The sequence below is a fragment of the Streptomyces sp. NPDC101166 genome, assembly GCF_044768125.1.
Taxonomy (GTDB): domain Bacteria; phylum Actinomycetota; class Actinomycetes; order Streptomycetales; family Streptomycetaceae; genus Streptomyces.
Map to the genome: position 1 here is coordinate 65,067 of NZ_JBIWPF010000007.1, position 15,285 is coordinate 80,351.

Annotated in this window: 13 protein-coding genes and 1 tRNA gene; 9 read left to right on the forward strand and 5 right to left on the reverse strand. The window is 72.7% G+C overall.

The window, feature by feature from the left end; all coding sequences use genetic code 11:
* The first annotated feature begins 315 nt into the window (after positions 1-315).
* Positions 316-1,191: a bifunctional DNA primase/polymerase gene (locus ACIRS4_RS14690; protein ID WP_404194894.1), complete on the forward strand. Its 876-nt coding sequence runs from the start codon at positions 316-318 to the stop codon at positions 1,189-1,191.
* Positions 1,192-1,233: 42 nt separating this feature from the next.
* Here ACIRS4_RS14690 and ACIRS4_RS14695 read toward each other — a convergent pair whose 3' ends face one another.
* A complete protein-coding gene (locus ACIRS4_RS14695; RefSeq protein ID WP_358799949.1) occupies positions 1,234-1,482 on the reverse strand; it encodes an SCO4226 family nickel-binding protein in 249 nt (82 codons plus the stop codon).
* A gap of 207 nt (positions 1,483-1,689) precedes the next feature.
* Here ACIRS4_RS14695 and ACIRS4_RS14700 point away from each other — a divergent pair, with 207 nt between their 5' ends.
* A complete protein-coding gene (locus tag ACIRS4_RS14700) occupies positions 1,690-2,325 on the forward strand; it encodes a hypothetical protein (protein WP_404194896.1) in 636 nt (211 codons plus the stop codon).
* 145 nt (positions 2,326-2,470) lie between these two features.
* On the opposite strand, the gene ACIRS4_RS14705 is transcribed toward ACIRS4_RS14700, so the two are convergent.
* Positions 2,471-2,557, reverse strand: a tRNA-Ser gene (locus ACIRS4_RS14705).
* 244 nt (positions 2,558-2,801) lie between these two features.
* On the opposite strand from ACIRS4_RS14705, the gene ACIRS4_RS14710 reads away from it, so the two are divergent.
* Positions 2,802-3,446 (forward strand): hypothetical protein, encoded by a 645-nt coding sequence (locus tag ACIRS4_RS14710; protein WP_404194898.1) that lies wholly within the window; start codon positions 2,802-2,804, stop codon positions 3,444-3,446.
* Between the two features lie 180 nt (positions 3,447-3,626).
* Here ACIRS4_RS14710 and ACIRS4_RS14715 read toward each other — a convergent pair whose 3' ends face one another.
* Positions 3,627-5,213 carry a S1C family serine protease gene (locus ACIRS4_RS14715; protein WP_404194900.1) on the reverse strand — a complete coding sequence of 529 codons (1,587 nt, stop codon included), beginning with the start codon at positions 5,211-5,213 and terminating at the stop codon, positions 3,627-3,629.
* A 309-nt stretch (positions 5,214-5,522) separates the two neighbouring features.
* On the opposite strand from ACIRS4_RS14715, the gene ACIRS4_RS14720 reads away from it, so the two are divergent.
* The 3 genes from ACIRS4_RS14720 to ACIRS4_RS14730 all read left to right on the forward strand — a co-directional run bounded on the left by ACIRS4_RS14720 (position 5,523) and on the right by ACIRS4_RS14730 (position 8,470).
* Positions 5,523-6,359: a glycerophosphodiester phosphodiesterase gene (locus ACIRS4_RS14720; protein WP_404194903.1), complete on the forward strand. Its 837-nt coding sequence runs from the start codon at positions 5,523-5,525 to the stop codon at positions 6,357-6,359.
* A gap of 335 nt (positions 6,360-6,694) precedes the next feature.
* On the forward strand, positions 6,695-7,333 hold the full coding sequence (locus ACIRS4_RS14725) for an ATP-binding protein (RefSeq protein WP_404194905.1): 639 nt from the start codon (positions 6,695-6,697) through the stop codon (positions 7,331-7,333).
* Between the two features lie 171 nt (positions 7,334-7,504).
* The gene (locus tag ACIRS4_RS14730) at positions 7,505-8,470 is read left to right on the forward strand and encodes a DUF5926 family protein (protein ID WP_404194908.1); all 966 of its coding nucleotides are present in this window, start codon (positions 7,505-7,507) and stop codon (positions 8,468-8,470) included.
* 276 nt (positions 8,471-8,746) lie between these two features.
* Here ACIRS4_RS14730 and ACIRS4_RS14735 read toward each other — a convergent pair whose 3' ends face one another.
* Positions 8,747-9,466: a hypothetical protein gene (locus ACIRS4_RS14735; RefSeq protein WP_404194911.1), complete on the reverse strand. Its 720-nt coding sequence runs from the start codon at positions 9,464-9,466 to the stop codon at positions 8,747-8,749.
* Between the two features lie 56 nt (positions 9,467-9,522).
* A complete protein-coding gene (locus tag ACIRS4_RS14740; protein ID WP_404194914.1) occupies positions 9,523-10,188 on the reverse strand; it encodes a bifunctional DNA primase/polymerase in 666 nt (221 codons plus the stop codon).
* A gap of 516 nt (positions 10,189-10,704) precedes the next feature.
* Between ACIRS4_RS14740 and ACIRS4_RS14745 the strand changes: the two genes are divergently transcribed.
* The 3 genes from ACIRS4_RS14745 to ACIRS4_RS14755 all read left to right on the forward strand — a co-directional run bounded on the left by ACIRS4_RS14745 (position 10,705) and on the right by ACIRS4_RS14755 (position 15,172).
* Complete coding sequence (locus ACIRS4_RS14745; protein WP_404195494.1) at positions 10,705-12,210, forward strand: PP2C family protein-serine/threonine phosphatase; 1,506 nt, start codon at positions 10,705-10,707, stop codon at positions 12,208-12,210.
* 87 nt (positions 12,211-12,297) lie between these two features.
* Complete coding sequence (locus ACIRS4_RS14750; protein ID WP_404194917.1) at positions 12,298-13,767, forward strand: aminopeptidase P family protein; 1,470 nt, start codon at positions 12,298-12,300, stop codon at positions 13,765-13,767.
* Positions 13,768-13,786: 19 nt separating this feature from the next.
* Complete coding sequence (locus ACIRS4_RS14755; RefSeq protein WP_404194920.1) at positions 13,787-15,172, forward strand: PLP-dependent aminotransferase family protein; 1,386 nt, start codon at positions 13,787-13,789, stop codon at positions 15,170-15,172.
* Positions 15,173-15,285 lie beyond the last annotated feature (113 nt).

The window sequence follows — 15,285 nt, forward strand, 5'->3', positions numbered from 1 at the left end:
GGCTGTCCGTCGTCGGCCGGCTGCCCGGCGTGGTGACGACGTCGCGTGACCAGAGTTGCCCAGCCGATCCGCCGGCAGCCCGCCGGACGCCGCGATTAGCACGCAAGCATGAGGACAAGTCGATAAACCCTCATTGACTCTGTTCTGCTCATCAAGCTCACAATCCCCGGCAACTCGGGCATGGGACCGCCGTCGCCACCAAGCGAAGAACCGTTCCGGCGCGACGCACCCCGCTCCCGCCTCCCCGCTTCCCCCTCGGCGCGTCGCAGCACGAACCCTCTTGCCTTGTTCGAACACACATACGAAAATGAACGCATGGCCACCACCGACCGGTACCCCCGGCAGGCCACCACGCTGGCCCTCGCCCACGCCCTGTCGGCCGCCGAACGCGGCTTGGCCGTCATCCCCCTGTCCCCGACGAAGCTCCCCGCCCTGCGCTCCCCGCACCGCGCCGACGCCCCGACGGCCCCGCCCTGCCACGGCGAGTGCGGTCGCCCCGGCCACGGAGTCCACGACGCCTCCACCGACCCGGCCCGCGTCCGCGACCTCTTCGCCCGCGCCCCCTGGGCCACGGGCTACGGCATCGCCTGCGGCCTGCCCCCGCACCACCTCATCGGCGTCGACCTCGACACCAAGTCCGGCACGGACGCCACGTCGGCCCTGCGGGAGCTGGCCCTGCGCCACCTGTTCACGGTCCCGCCCACCGTCGTCGTACGCACCCCCTCCGGCGGCCGCCACCTCTGGCTCACCGGCCCACCGGACGTCGCCGTCCCCAACTCGGCCGGCCGCTTGGCTCCCGGCATCGACATCCGCGGCGCCGGCGGCTACCTGGTGGGCCCCGGCTCCCGAACCGCCCACGGCGTCTACACCACGGCTCCGGGCACGGCCCACCTCCCCCCTGCGCCCTGCCCCCGCGCCCTGCTGCGCCTCCTCCTGCCCCCGCCGCGCCCGCAGACGTCCCAGGCGCAGGGGGACGCACGGGGCGACGGCCTGATCAACTTCGTCCTCACCGCGCACGAGGGCCAGCGCAACACCCGCCTCTTCTGGGCAGCCTGCCGCGCCTACGAATCCGGCCTGGGCCCGGCTCTGAGCGCCCCCCTGATCGCCGCGGCGGTGCGGGCGGGCCTGTCGCCCCAGGAGGCACGGGCCACGGTGACTTCGGCGGCCCGGATGACGGGCCGCGCGAGGTGACGGTGTCCCCCGCCCGGGGTTCTCAGCGGGCGGGGGCGCGGTTCACACGGTGAGGGGGACGGGGTGGATCTCGTCGGCCGGGTGCCCGGTGCGTTCGTGAATGCGCTGGACCGCTTCGGCCGAGGGAGCCTCGGACAGGCAGTAGACCGTCCCGGACTCGGGGTCCGCCCAGGCCTTCTCGAAGTGGACGCCTTCTTGCCCTTCTATGGCGACGTCGTCCTGATGAGCCTCCCTCAGCCGCTCGGCCGTGATGTCCTTCATCCCGTGGTGGACGTCCATGAACTTGGGCATGCCGCCACACCTCCTTCCGCAGCTCGACCCCGGCACCGAGGGGTGCCGGACCCGCTTGCAGGGCATCACTTCCATCCTGTGCCCGCGGGCTCACGGCGTCGACCGCAGCCTCGGTCATGGCCGGAGCGAGGGAGTTGAGTGAGTCCCCCGGCCCACTTGAGTACTCGTACTCAAGTGGGGGCGGTGGCTTGCCCGCAGACTCGGCGCATGAGACGAACTCCTGCCCCGACCAGCACGGCCACCCGCTCCCCGCACCGCCTGCGGCCCCTGCTCGCGGTGGCAGCTCTCGCCGCAGTGACGCTCACTGCCTGCGGCACCGAGAAGACAGCCGTCGGCGGACCGCGGAGCAGCCCCGCCGACACCGCCGGGCCCCGTCCCGACGCGGCCTTCACGGAAACGCTGAGCGAGATCGCGCAGCGGTGTCCCCCGAGCGCTTCGCCGGAGGCGCCGCCGACCGGTCCGGCGCGGACGTTGCCGTCCGGGGAGACACCACCCGGCGACGCGATCGAGCCGATCGCCCCCACGGCGGGGCCGGAGGTGGAGTTGAACGCCCGCGACTGGTGCGCGGGCAATCTCCATGAAGAGCGCATCACCCAGGCGCTGGGGAAGCTGGCGGACCCCACCCCCACCGAGGTCAGGGCGGTCCTGAACGACCTCGGTTACATCGACGAGCGCATCCACGGCCTCAAGCGGTCCGGTACGACCACGCGGTTCCTTCTCGACCTGCGCGAGCGGGGCGGACGGCTCTGCCTGAACGGCTCGGCGGCCGGCGAGAAGACCGTCGTCGACAAGTGCGTAGCCCCCGCGACCGGCCCGTTCAAGGCTGGAGGACGGGAAGCGTGAGGACCGGCTCCGGTCTCCTGGGCGACGATGACGACGGCTAGGAGAATTGCCCCGCGCCACGGTCGTTCCGCTGACCCGGTGCCGGACGGGCTCGGACAAGGCGACGGCCCCCGACCGTGTCGCCTGGTCAGGGGCCGTTCACCTGCGGTGGGTGTGGGATTTGAACCCACGGTGACATCGCTGCCACGACGGTTTTCAAGACCGTTCCCTTAGGCCGCTCGGGCAACCCACCTGTGCCCGCCCACCAGGGGCGGAGCGGGTACAGCGTACCGGGCTCAGGCGCTGCTCGGGGGCATGGTCCACACAGGGTCCCGCCTGAGATCGAGTTGCTCATGTCACGGGACCATGACGGCGTCGTCCTGGATCAAAGACCGAGGCATCCGCTCGGGTCCTGGACCCCTCATAATGATCAAGCACATGCCGAGGAACGCCCGCACCTCAGCCCCAACCCATCGATCACGCAGGGGAATTGACCCATGATCCGCAACCGCCGCAAGGCCTTCCTTGTCTCCGCCGCACTCCTGGGCGGCACCCTGCTGATGACGGCGTGCAACCAGAGCGACGAAGCCGCCGGCAGTTCCTCCGGCAAGGCCGACGCGTCTGCGGCGACGGGCAAGTCCGGCGCCACAGGCGTCAGCGGCGCCTCCGCGTCCCCCTCCGATTCCGCGAAAACGTCCGGCGGCGGCACGTCCGGGTCCGGGAGCGCGTCCGGCGGCAGCACGTCCGGCGGCAGCACGTCCGGGTCCGGGAAGACGTCCGGCGGTGGCACGTCCGGGTCCGGGAGCACTTCCGACTCCGGCGAGACCGTCGTGGAGGGCCTCAACAAGGGCAAGGGCGTCAACGGCACCTGGTACGGCATCGTGCGGTATGTGGCACCCGGCAAGTACCTGGTCGACGGTCCTGCGGCCCAGGGCTCCGGCGGTGAGCAGCAGGCCTTCTTCCTCGCCGAGGACACCGTGATCCTGGGCGGGGGACAGATCTGCGGCACCGCCGGCTCGAAGGTGGACGCCCCCTGCGAGGAGGCCGACCTGGAAAAGGCCGCCAAGAAGGGCGTGGAGGCCGAGGTCGTGGTCAAGAACGGCATAGCCACTCAGATCACCGACGGTGCGCTGACCCGATAGCTCGCAGCGAGCAGAGGCGGTCTGCCGGAAGCCACGCTCCCGGCAGACCGCCTCACTCATTGCCGTTGCAGAGCCTGATCGAGGTGAGACGGCTCGCACGCGGAAGGGGTGCCCCTCAGTGAGGGGCACCCCTTCTGCCGTACGTCTATGACCTGCGGTGCGCGCGGGCCTCGTGCGTGGTCAGCTGTCGCCCTTGCGGGAGCCGAGGGTGAGGTCGACCGTCTGCGTCTTGCCGCCCCGCTCGTAGGTGATGGTCACCTTGTCGCCGGGCTCGTGGGTCCAGATCTCGCCGATGAGGGTGGGGCCGCTGTCGATCACCCTGTCGTCGAGCTTGGTGATGACGTCGCCGGGCTTGAGGCCCGCCTTGGCCGCGGGACCGCCGGCCTCGACGGCGGCCGAGCCGCCCGCGCCCTGGTCGGTGATCTTCGCGCCGTCGGTCGACTCCTCCAGGGAGACGGACGCGCCGATCTTGGCGTACACCGGCTCACCTGTCTTGATCAGCTGCTTGGCGACGTACTCGGCCTGGTTGATCGGGATGGCGAAGCCGAGGCCGATCGAGCCGGACTGGCTGGTGCCGCCCATGCCGCCGCTGCCGGTGGACTGGATCGCGGAGTTGATGCCGATGACGTTGCCCTGGGCGTCCAGCAGCGGACCGCCGGAGTTGCCCGGGTTGATCGAGGCGTCGGTCTGCAGGGCGCTCATGTAGGAGGAGGAGCTGCCGGAGCCGTCGGACGACGCCACCGGGCGGTTCTTGGCGCTGATGATGCCGGTGGTCACCGTGTTGGAGAGGCCGAAGGGCGCGCCGATCGCGATCGTCGAGTCGCCGACGGCCACCTTCTCGGAGTCGCCGAGGGTCAGCGGCTTGAGGTCCGAGGGCGCGTTCTTCAGCTTGATCACCGCGACGTCGTAGCCCTTGGCGTGTCCGACGACCTCGGCGTCGTACTTCTTGCCGGTCGGGAACGTGGCGGTCACCTTGCCGCCGTCGACCGCCTCCGCGACGACGTGGTTGTTGGTGACGATGTGGCCCTGGGTGTCGAAGACGAAGCCGGTGCCCGTGCCGCCCTCGCCGTTGCTGGACTCGGCCTCGATGGTGACCGTGCTCGGCAGGGCCTTGGCGGCGACGGCCGCGACCGTGCCGGGGTCGCGCTTGATGGAGCCCCCGCTGTCGGAGGCGGAGACCGTGGTGGAGCCGGAGTTGTCGTCGTTCCTGGCCAGGGTGTAGCCGAGACCGCCGCCCAGGCCGCCGGCGACCAGCGCGGCCGCCAGGACCGCCGCGAGGAGTCCACCGCGCCCGCGGCGGGCCTTGGGCTCGGGCTGCTGGTAGGAGGAGCCCCACCCGTCGCCGCCGGAGTTCCCGCCGAAACCGCCGTCGTACGACGCGGTCGTGGCCGGCGGCGGGGGAGGCCACCCGCCCTCGGCCGCGGTGGCGGGCTGCGGGGCGGGGTACTGGGGCGCGCCGTGCGCGGGCGCGGCGTACTGGGAGCCCGGGCCCTGCGGGGCGGCGGGCGGGGGCCAGTCACCCTCGGGTGCGCCGCCGGAGCCGGGCGCGGGCGCGGCGCCGTACGGGGCGCCGGTGGCGTAGGGACCTGCCGGCGCCGCCGCCGGGGGCGGGGGCGTGGACGGCATCGGGGTGGTCGGGGCGCCCGCGTCCGCCGGGGGCGCCTGGGGTGTGGGGGAGGCCGAGGGAGATTCCACCGGCACGGGGGGTGCGGACGGGGCCGGGGGGACCGTGGCGCCCTCGTTGGTGCCCTCGTTCTCGGTGCTCACAGCTCTTCTCCTCGATCCACGGCTGTTGTCCTCGGTCGCACTTCGATCACGCTCGTTCGCGCTTGTCGACGACCCGGCGCGCTGCAGCTGTGCATGTGCTTTTGTACATCTCAGCTTTTCCCACGGGCCGTCAGAGCACCATAAGCGGTTGCTGTGGGTCCATGGCCATTCTTTACATAGGACATTTTCCAGTATTCCGGGCAGTTCTCCGGAACATTCAGACGGTTCTCAGACGACCGGTCCGACGGCTCGGCATTCGGCTTTCCCACCGGCCGGACGCGTACCCCTCGCCGGTGGCACCATGACGCGGTGACCCAAGCACGGCAGCACCGTATTCAAGTCGTCGCCCACCGCGGGGCCTCCGAGGAAGCCCCCGAGCACACCCTCGCCGCGTACCGGAAGGCGATCGAGGACGGCGCGGACGCCCTCGAGTGCGACGTACGGCTCACCGCGGACGGCCATCTCGTCTGTGTGCACGACCGACGTGTCAACCGTACGTCCAACGGCCGCGGCGCCGTCTCCGCGCTGGAGCTCGCCGACCTCGCCGCCCTGGACTTCGGCTCCTGGAAGACGGGGGAGGCACGGGAGGCATGGAGCACGCGCGACGAGGAGCCCGACTGGGAGGTACGGCCCGAGGACCGCGAGGCGACCTCCGTCCTCACCCTGGAGCGCCTGCTGGAACTCGTCGCGGACGCGGGGCGCCGGGTGGAGCTGGCGATCGAGACGAAGCACCCGACGCGCTGGGCGGGGCAGGTGGAGGAGCGGCTGTTGGAGCTGCTGGGAAGGTTCGGACTGGACGCGCCCGCCACGGCCGCCGACTCGGCGGTGCGGATCATGAGCTTCTCCGCGCGCTCGCTGCACCGCGTGCACGCCGCCGCGCCCACGCTGCCCACGGTCTACCTGACGCAGTTCGTCTCACCCCGCCTGCGGGACGGGCGACTCCCGGCCGGGGTGGGCATCGTCGGCCCCTCGATCCGGGTGGTGCGCGCCCACCCCGCCTACATCGAGCGGTGGAAGCGGGCGGGTCACCAGGTGCACGTCTGGACGGTGAACGAGGTGGAGGACGTCGACCGCTGCGTCGGGCTCGGCGTCGACGCCATCATCACCAACCGCCCCCGCGCGGTGCTCCACCGCCTGGGCCGCTGACCGGCGGAGCCGGCGGGACCGAAAGCGCGGGCACGGCTGGACCGAAAGCACGACACGGCGGGACCGAAAGCACGGGTGGGAACGGCGGCGTCGAATCGGCCGGGCGGACAGAGCGGTTCCGAAAGGCGATCGGCCGGGCGGACGGCGTGGTCCCGAAAGGCGAAAGATCCATACGGAATCACAGAAGTCACAGAAGTCCCATCCACACCTCTTGACCGCACCGTCCCCCTGCAGCATCCTCCATTCCCGGCCACACCGAAGAAATCAAGCCACACGAGGACCGCCTCGTCACGGGGAGTGCTCCGGCGCGTTCGGTCCGTATTCGATCGTTGTGAATGCGTCCCTGGACCTGGATTGGCCGGTTTCCGGTACAGGCCAATGGGGCATCCACACCGTGGCGTGGGGCGAAGGAGGTCTCGGGGGTGGCGTTGGTGGTGGCACAGGAGGTGCCCACGTCGTCGAGCATGGCCGTACCCCATGGCCCTGCGGGCGTGGGCAAGGCGCGGCACCGTATGCGTGACCAACTGCGCAGCGGTGGGGTCGCCGAAGCGGTCATCGACGACGCGCTGCTGATCCTTTCCGAACTGTTGAGCAACGCGTGCAAACACGGCCGGCCGCTGGGCGACGCCCTGGCGGGAGACGGTGACGTGCGTGCCGCATGGTGCGTGGATCCCGCCGGCCGGCTGGTCGTCGAGGTCACCGACGGCGGCGGCCCGACCCGCCCGGCACCAGCCACCCCCTCTGTCACCGCGCACGGCGGTCGGGGGCTCAACATCATCACGGCGCTGTCGGACGACTGGGGCGTGCGGGACGACGCCCGCGGCGAGGTCACCGTCTGGGTGGTGGTCCACGCCGACGTCCACGATCCCGACGCCGGCTGCCGGCGCGACGACTTCGCCTCCCGGGTCGCGGCCCCGGCGGTGTCGACGATCCCGGGCCTGGGCTTCGCGGACGCGTTCGACGACTTGGACTGAGGGGCCGACGGGCGGGTCCGGTGGGCGGGTCCGTCGGGCGGGGCGGTTTCGCCGGAGGCACGGCGGGGGCGCCCCGGCCCGTCCGTCCGTGTCCACAGGTCCCCCTGACTCCCCGTACGAACGGCTAGGCTCCCGCCCGTACCAGACGAGCCGTACCCGGGAGACACCCAGATGGCCAAGAAGCGACACCAGACGACGGCCAGGCGGCCGCAGCTCACCGACGGCGAGATCCCGGTCGTCGGCGCGCGGGAGCCCTGCCCCTGCGGCAGCGGCCGGCGCTACAAGGCCTGCCACGGCCGGGCCGCCGCGCACGCCGCGACCGAGCTGGTGCAGCGCCCCTTCGAGGGCCTGCCGGGCGAGTGCGACTGGGTGGCGCTGCGCGAACTGGTCCCCGCCGCAACGGTCGAGCTGCCGCTGAAGGGCGGCCTGCCCGAGGGCGTCCCCTCGGTCACCCTCGCCACGGTGCTGCCGATGGCCTGGCCCGCCCTGCGCCGCGACGACGGCTCGGTCATGCTCGGTCTGCAGAACGACACGGCGTCCGGGGACATCAGCCGCGACATGGCCGACACCCTCCAGCGCGCCCTGGAGGCGGAGCCGGGCACGCCGATCCAGGCCCGCCGCGCCCCCGCCGACGGTCCGCGGATGCAGGATCTGCTGGACGCCGAAGGCGCCTTCGAGCCAGTTGTGCACAGCGGTTTCGAGTTCTGGGTGCCGGACTCGGAGAACGCGGCCCCGGAGGTGGCGGCCTCCCTGGAGCGCGCCAACGCGGCGGCGATCCCGACCGTGAAGCTCACCGGCGTGGACGCGGCGTACTGGTGCGAGACCCCGGAGAAGAATCACCTGCGCTGGGTCATGCCGCACCCGGAGGAGCGGCTTCTGGACGCTCTCGCGCGGCTGCACGCGGCGGGCCGTTCCAGCCTCGGGGAGGGCACGCGTCTGGTGGGCTCGTTCCGTGCGCACGGCCTGACGGTGCCGGTCTGGGACCTGCCGAGCGGGGTGTCGGCGGACGACGTGGAGAAGCCGGCCGCCGAGTTCGCCGAGCGGCTCGCCGCCGCCCTGGCCACCGACGCGCCGCTCACCCCCGAGGAGCGACGCGCGCGCGGCGGACTGACCAATCGGCAGGTCACGCTCAGCTGAAAAGCAGGTCCAGGGCCCGGTCCGGCTGACCCACGGGTCAACGCCCCGGACCGGGCGGCCCTCGCGGCCCGCCTCACAACTGCCTTGTGAGAAAGGTGAGTCGGCTACGGACGTGCCGCCGTGCGGGTGTCCGGAAAGCCGAGGAAAACAGGAGATCGAATTTGCTTGGAGCCGATCTCTTGTTACCGTTCGAGTAGCCCGGTTGCTGGTGCATCCCCCGTCGCCAGCAACCGGGTCTTTCCATGTCCGGCCCCGTTCACGCGTCGATGCCGGGCGTCAACTGCCTTTTTGCTCCTCGGAGTTGCTGCCCGACCGCAACAACAGCGGCCCGCCACCGACTCCTCCGGCCGCTCCCGCGTCCCCGCCGGCCCTCGCGTCTGTGCCCGCCGTGGATCCGCCGGCGCCCGCGGCGCCCGAGAACTCCGCGACCGCCGTGTACGCCCCCGCATCGCCCTGCGCGCGCTCACGGGGCGTCTCGCAGGCGCCCGGCTCGTCGTCCGCGCCCACCGCGCAGCGCGTCTGCACCGTGCGCCCGTGCGGCCCCATGAAGCTCAGTACGGCGTTCAGGGCCCGGCCCGTGGAGTTGCGGTAGTAGGTGCGCGCCCAGGTGTCCTCGCCCTGGGTCAGCACACAGGTCTGCGCCTCGACACCCTCGGGGGAGCTGAGTTCGGGGCCGCAGCGGGCGCCGGTCGCCAGCCCGAGGCCCAGCAGACGCGGGGACGCGGAGGGCGTGGCGACGGGCGGCCGCGCGTCGTCGGGACTGTGCGCGTCACGCGTACCGTGCGCACCGGCGGGGCCCGCGCCCGAGCGGCTCCCCTCCGCCGCGCCGACGGCGCCGCCGCCCGCGTGGCCGTCGGTCACAGGGTCGTCGGCCAGGGGCAGCGGACTCACCGCGAACTCCCTTTCATCGTCCACGGACCCCGCGGACGCCACGGCCAGGGGAAGCACGATCGCGCACACCACAGCGCCCCCGAGGGCGAAGAGACGCAAGCTCATGAAGCGGAAGATAACGAGCGAACGCCTCCGTTCCGTCCGGCGCGCGCCCGACACCCTCACAACTCGGGCGCGCTCACACCCGTACGAGTGAGGGCGTCGACGACCGCGTCCACCACGGCCTCCACGTCGGGCACCCATGGAGTGGCCGAGCCGGGCAGCGGGGCCCGCTCCCAGCGGATCTCCCCCTGGCCGGTCCCGGACGGGGGCAGGGCGAGGTAGCCGCCGTCGCCGTGGAAGCGCAGCGAGCCGGGCACGTGGTCCTTGGCGTACAGCAGTTCACCCAACTGCTCCATGCCGTAAGGGCGGACGAGGATCGCCCAGCGACTGGGCGAGGCGACGACCGGACCGAGTCGCATGCCGTCGCGGTCGAGCGCGGCGAGCGCGCGGGAGGCCGCGAGGGCGGGCAGGCTGACCGCGCAGGGCGCGCTGCCGCCGGTGGCCAGGACGATCGGGGCGTCCGGCCGGTCGGTCCACCACCAGCGCACCATGCGCGCGTCGGTGGTGGCCGCGAGGAGGCCGGGGTCGAAGGGGTGAGCGCCGGGGACCGGGCACTCGGGGTCGGGGCAGCCGCAGCGGGACGCCGCCTGCGGGTCCGCCGTCACGCCCGGGAGCACGGGCCACTGCCATTCCGTCGCGAAGGTAAGGGCCGCGTCGATCGCCTCAGGCCCCCCGTCGCTGCGCTGGGACAGGAGCCTGCGTCGCCTTCCGAGGATCTCGCGCATGAGCGCTCGTTCCTTTCCGTTGCACCGCTGGCAACACCGTGGGCCACATCACATCGTGTGTCGATCACTTCACTGTGCGTACCTGTTGGCGCATCACACCCCTGCCGGAGACAAGGGGAACCCCTGGGGGCCGAACATCGGCTGCTTCCGCGGCCACTGGCATCCATACTGCGCCCATCGTGAACATGGGCCTGGCGTAGGGGTGGCGAAGTCTGGCGTTTTTGCGCTCCGCGTACTGCTCTCCGCCTCCGCCACGGGAGGATGGGGCACGGTCGTCGGTGGCTAAGACGCCCGGGTCGGTCACCAGGTTCCGGGTGGCTCCCGACGACCCCTGGTCCTTACCGAGTACGTACCCATCACGACCGCTGTGACGCTCCGTCGAGCAAGCCCAGTCGACCGCAGTCACCCGTCACCCCAGGCAGTTTCAAGCCAACTTCGTTGTTTCGCAAGGGAGCCGGAGGAAGCGTGCCCGACGAACCCGCCGACCCCACTGACACCGGCGATCCCAGCAGGACAATGCTGGACATCCCCTCTCGAGTGCGTGTACATGTGGAGACACTGCTAGCGGCGCAGAACGACATGGGGGTTTGCGATGCTTCCCAGCAATACGCACCGGTCCGAGAGCCGGAAGCCATGAACGCCCCCCATCCTTCGAAAGTGGCCGGAATCGATTCAACGGTTCCCCCTCCCGCACACACTGTCGCGCCCGCGCCCGCAGCCACGCCGGCCCCACTGGCCCCGCCCGCCGCGGGAGCGGTCCTCCAGGACCGTCTGGCCGGCTGGGTCTCGGATCTGACCACCCTCCACGAACTCACCGAGCGTCTGGCCCGCACCGACTGCCTCGCGGACGCCCTCCAGGAACTGCTGCGCGCCGGGTCCGCCCTCGTGGGCGCCCGGCGCGGTCTGGTCGTGCTGGAGCCCGCCGACGGGCTCGGCCCGGACACCACGATCGGCCTGGGCCTCGGCCGCGCGGACCTCGGGCACATCGAGACCGTCCCGCGCAGTTCCACGGCGTACGGGCGCATCCTCGACGGACTGCCCGGCGGGGACGGCGACATCGCCCAGCCCGACCTGTTCGCCGAGGACGGCCTCGACCCCCGCCACCGCGAGGTGGCCGCCCGCCTCGGCTACGCCGCCAGCTACGCCCTGCCGCTCGCCGGTGAACGCGCCGGCCGGCTGGGCGCCGCGGTCTGGCTCTACGACGAGCCCGCCGAGCCGGACGAGCGCAGACGCCATCTGGTCGGCCTGTACGTCCGGCACGCCGCCGAACACCTCGCCCGGCTCCTGGAGGTCGAGCGCACGCGCGCGTCCATGGCCACGATGACCGAGGAGCTGTTGCCCTCCCGGCTGCCGAGGGTGGCCGGCGTGCAGCTCGCCGCGCGCCACCGCACCGGGCCGCGCGGGGGCGGCGACTGGTACGACGCGCTGCCGCTGCCCGACGCGGCCCTCGGGCTGGCGGTCGGCTCGGTCACCGGGTCCGGGCCCAGCGCCGTCGCCGCGATGGGCCGGCTGCGCGCCTCGCTGCGGGCGTACGCCGTGATGGAGGGCGAGGACCCGGTCGCTGTCCTGTCCGACCTGGAGCTGTTGCTGCGGCTGACCGAGCCCGCCCGCTCCGCCACCGCCCTGTTCGCCTACTGCGAGCCCGCGCTGCGCAAGATCACCCTGGCCGGCGCAGGACACTGCCCGCCGCTGCTGGTCGGCGAGCGGCGCACCGAGTTCGTCGAGACGTCCGTCTCCGCCCCGCTCGGCATGCTCGCCTGCTGGGAGGCGCCCAGCGTCGAGGTGGAGGCCGGAGCCGGCGAGACGGTCCTGCTCTACAGCGACGGTCTGCTGCACCGCACCGGCGACTGCGTCGACCGCGCCTTCTCCCGGCTGCACGCCGCGGCGGCCGGGGTGCCGCGGGCGCTGCGCCACGACCCCGGCGCGATCGCCGACCACGTGCTGCGCACGGTGCTGCCGGACGGCGCGGCCGACCAGGACAGCGAGGAGGACGTGGTGGTGCTGGCGGCGCGCTTCGAGTGACGACGGCTGAGGTTCTTCCTCCCCCGGGCCCCCTTCCGTACGACCGTACGATGGACGGGGTCCAGTGCCTTACCTAGGAGGATGACCGTGGCCGAAGAGCTCAACCCGGAGACCCCGGAAGCTGAGTCCGAGGAGCCCGTCAAGCAGCGCAAGAACGGCCTGTACCCGGGGGTCTCCGACGAGCTCGCCGAGAACATGAAGTCGGGCTGGGCCGACACCGAGCTGCACGGACTGGAGCCCATCGCCCAGGCCGCCGAGACCGCCGCCCGCCGGGCCGCGCTCTCCGCGCGCTTCCCCGGCGAGCGCCTGGTGATCCCGGCGGGCAACCTCAAGACCCGCTCGAACGACACGGAGTACCCCTTCCGGGCCTCCGTGGAGTACGCCTACCTCACGGGCAACCAGACGGAGGACGGCGTCCTGGTCCTGGAGCCCCAGGGCGAGGGCCACTCCGCGACGATCTACCTGCTGCCGCGCTCCGACCGCGAGAACGGCGAGTTCTGGCTCTCCGGCCAGGGCGAGCTGTGGGTCGGCCGCCGTCACTCCCTCGCCGAGGCGGAGCAGCTGTACGGCCTCCCCGCCTCCGACGTGCGCGAACTGGCGGAGGCGCTGCGCGAGGCGAGCGGCCCGGTGCGCGTCGTGCGCGGCCACGACGCGGGCATCGAGGCGGCGCTGACCGACAAGGTCACCGGCGAGCGCGACGAGGAGCTGCGCGTCTTCCTCTCCGAGGCCCGGCTGGTCAAGGACGAGTTCGAGATCAGCGAGCTCCAGAAGGCCGTCGACTCCACCGTGCGCGGCTTCGAGGACGTCGTGCGCGTGCTGGACAAGGCGAAGGCCACCTCCGAGCGCTACATCGAGGGCACGTTCTTCCTCCGCGCGCGTGTGGAGGGCAACGACGTCGGCTACGGCACCATCGCCGCGGCCGGCCCGCACGCCTGCACGCTGCACTGGGTGCGCAACGACGGGCCCGTGCGCTCGGGCGACCTGCTGCTGCTGGACGCGGGCGTCGAGACGCAGACGTACTACACCGCCGACGTCACGCGCACGCTGCCGGTCGACGGGCGGTTCAGCGAGATCCAGAAGAAGATCTACGACGCGGTGTACGACGCCCAGGAGGCCGGCATCGCTGCGGTGCAGCCGGGCGGCAAGTACCGCGACTTCCACGACGCGGCGCAGCGGGTGCTGGCCGAGCGGCTCGTGGAGTGGGGGCTCGTCGAGGGTCCGGTGGAGCGGGTGCTGGAGCTCGGCCTCCAGCGGCGCTGGACGCTGCACGGCACCGGGCACATGCTCGGCATGGACGTCCACGACTGCGCCGCCGCACGCGTGGAGTCCTATGTCGACGGGACGCTGGAGCCGGGCATGGTCCTGACCGTCGAGCCGGGGCTGTACTTCCAGGCCGACGACCTGACCGTCCCGCAGGAGTACCGGGGCATCGGCGTGCGCATCGAGGACGACATCCTGGTCACCGAGGACGGCAATCGCAACCTGTCCGCCGGGCTGCCCCGCGGGTCGGACGAGGTCGAGGCGTGGATGGCCGCGCTGCGGGGGGCGCAGGGCTGAGGGCCGGTGCGGACAGTCCGTGGCTGATCGCGCCGTCCGCGCCCTCGGGGGCGCCGGCGTGGATCTGCACCTGGAGGCGGACCCCGCCGAGGGGCGTCGCGCCGGGCTCGAGCGGGCCCTGCGCGACGCCGTGCGCGACGGCAGGCTGGCACCCGGGACACGGCTGCCGGCCACCCGGCTGCTCGCGGCCGAGACCGGCATCTCGCGCAACACCGTGAAGGCCGCCTACGACCAGCTCGTCGCCGAGGGCTACCTGATCGCGCGGCAGGGCTCCGGCACGCAGGTCGCCGCGCTGCCCCACCGCGCCACCGAGCCGTCCGGCGCCGCCGCACACGTGAGTGCGCCGCGTTTCGACCTGCGGCCCGGCAGCCCGGACGTCGGTACGTTCCCGACGGCGGTCTGGCTGCGTTCCCTGCGCCGGGCGATCGCCGCGGCGCCTTCGACGGCGTACGACTACGGCGACCCGCGCGGGCGCGCGGAGCTGCGTGCCGCGCTGTCGGGGTATCTGGGGCGGGCGCGGGGGGTGATCGCGCCGCCGGAGCGGATCGTGATCACCTCCGGGTATGTGCAGGGCCTCGCGCTGCTCACGCGCGTGCTGGACGGCGGGCCGGTGGCCATGGAGGACCCCGGGCTGCCCTTCCACCGGGAGGTCGTGCGGCGCAACGGCGGGCGGGTGACCGCGGCGCCGGTCGACGACCTCGGGGTGCGCACGGAGGAGCTGGGGGCCGACGTGAGGGCCGTCGTCGTCACGCCCGCGCACCAGTACCCGACGGGTGTGACCCTGCACCCGGCGCGCCGGCGGGCCCTGACGGACTGGGCACGCGAGTGCGGCGCGTTGATCGTCGAGGACGACTACGACGGTGAGTTCCGTTACGACCGGCAGCCCGTCGGGGCGCTCCAGGGGATGGCGCCGGGACAGGTCGTCTACCTCGGCACCGCCTCCAAGACCCTCGGGCCCGCGTTGCGGCTCGGCTGGATGGTGCTGCCGCCGCCGCTGGTCGACGCGGTCGCCGACGCCAAGCTGTACAGCGACCACCAGACCGAGTCCATCGGCCAGCTCGCACTCGCCGACCTCATCGCCGGCCACGCCTACGACCGTCACATCCGCGCGTGCCGGTTGCGCTACCGGCGCCGCCGGGACCTGCTCCTGGACCGGCTCGGCGAGCGCCGAGGCGTGCGCGGGGTCGCCGCGGGGCTGCACGCGCTGGTGGAGGTCGACGACGAGGCGGAGGTGCTGGCGCGCGCGGAGGCGGAGGGCCTGGCGATCGGCCGGCTCGGTGAGCACTGGCACGCCGCACGCGGCGCGGGCCGCCCGCAGGGGCTGGTGGTCGGCTACGGGACGCCCCGCGAGCGGGTCTATCCGGAGGCGCTGGGGGTGCTGGCGAGGGTGCTGGACGGGGGCTGACGGGGCCGGGGCTGACGGGAGATGGCTGACCTACTGGGGAGGGGCGCCGTTGGGTGGATTGGGCCAGTGAGATGTCGTCGGATTGGTGCTGTCGAGAGGCCCACCCGGCTTCT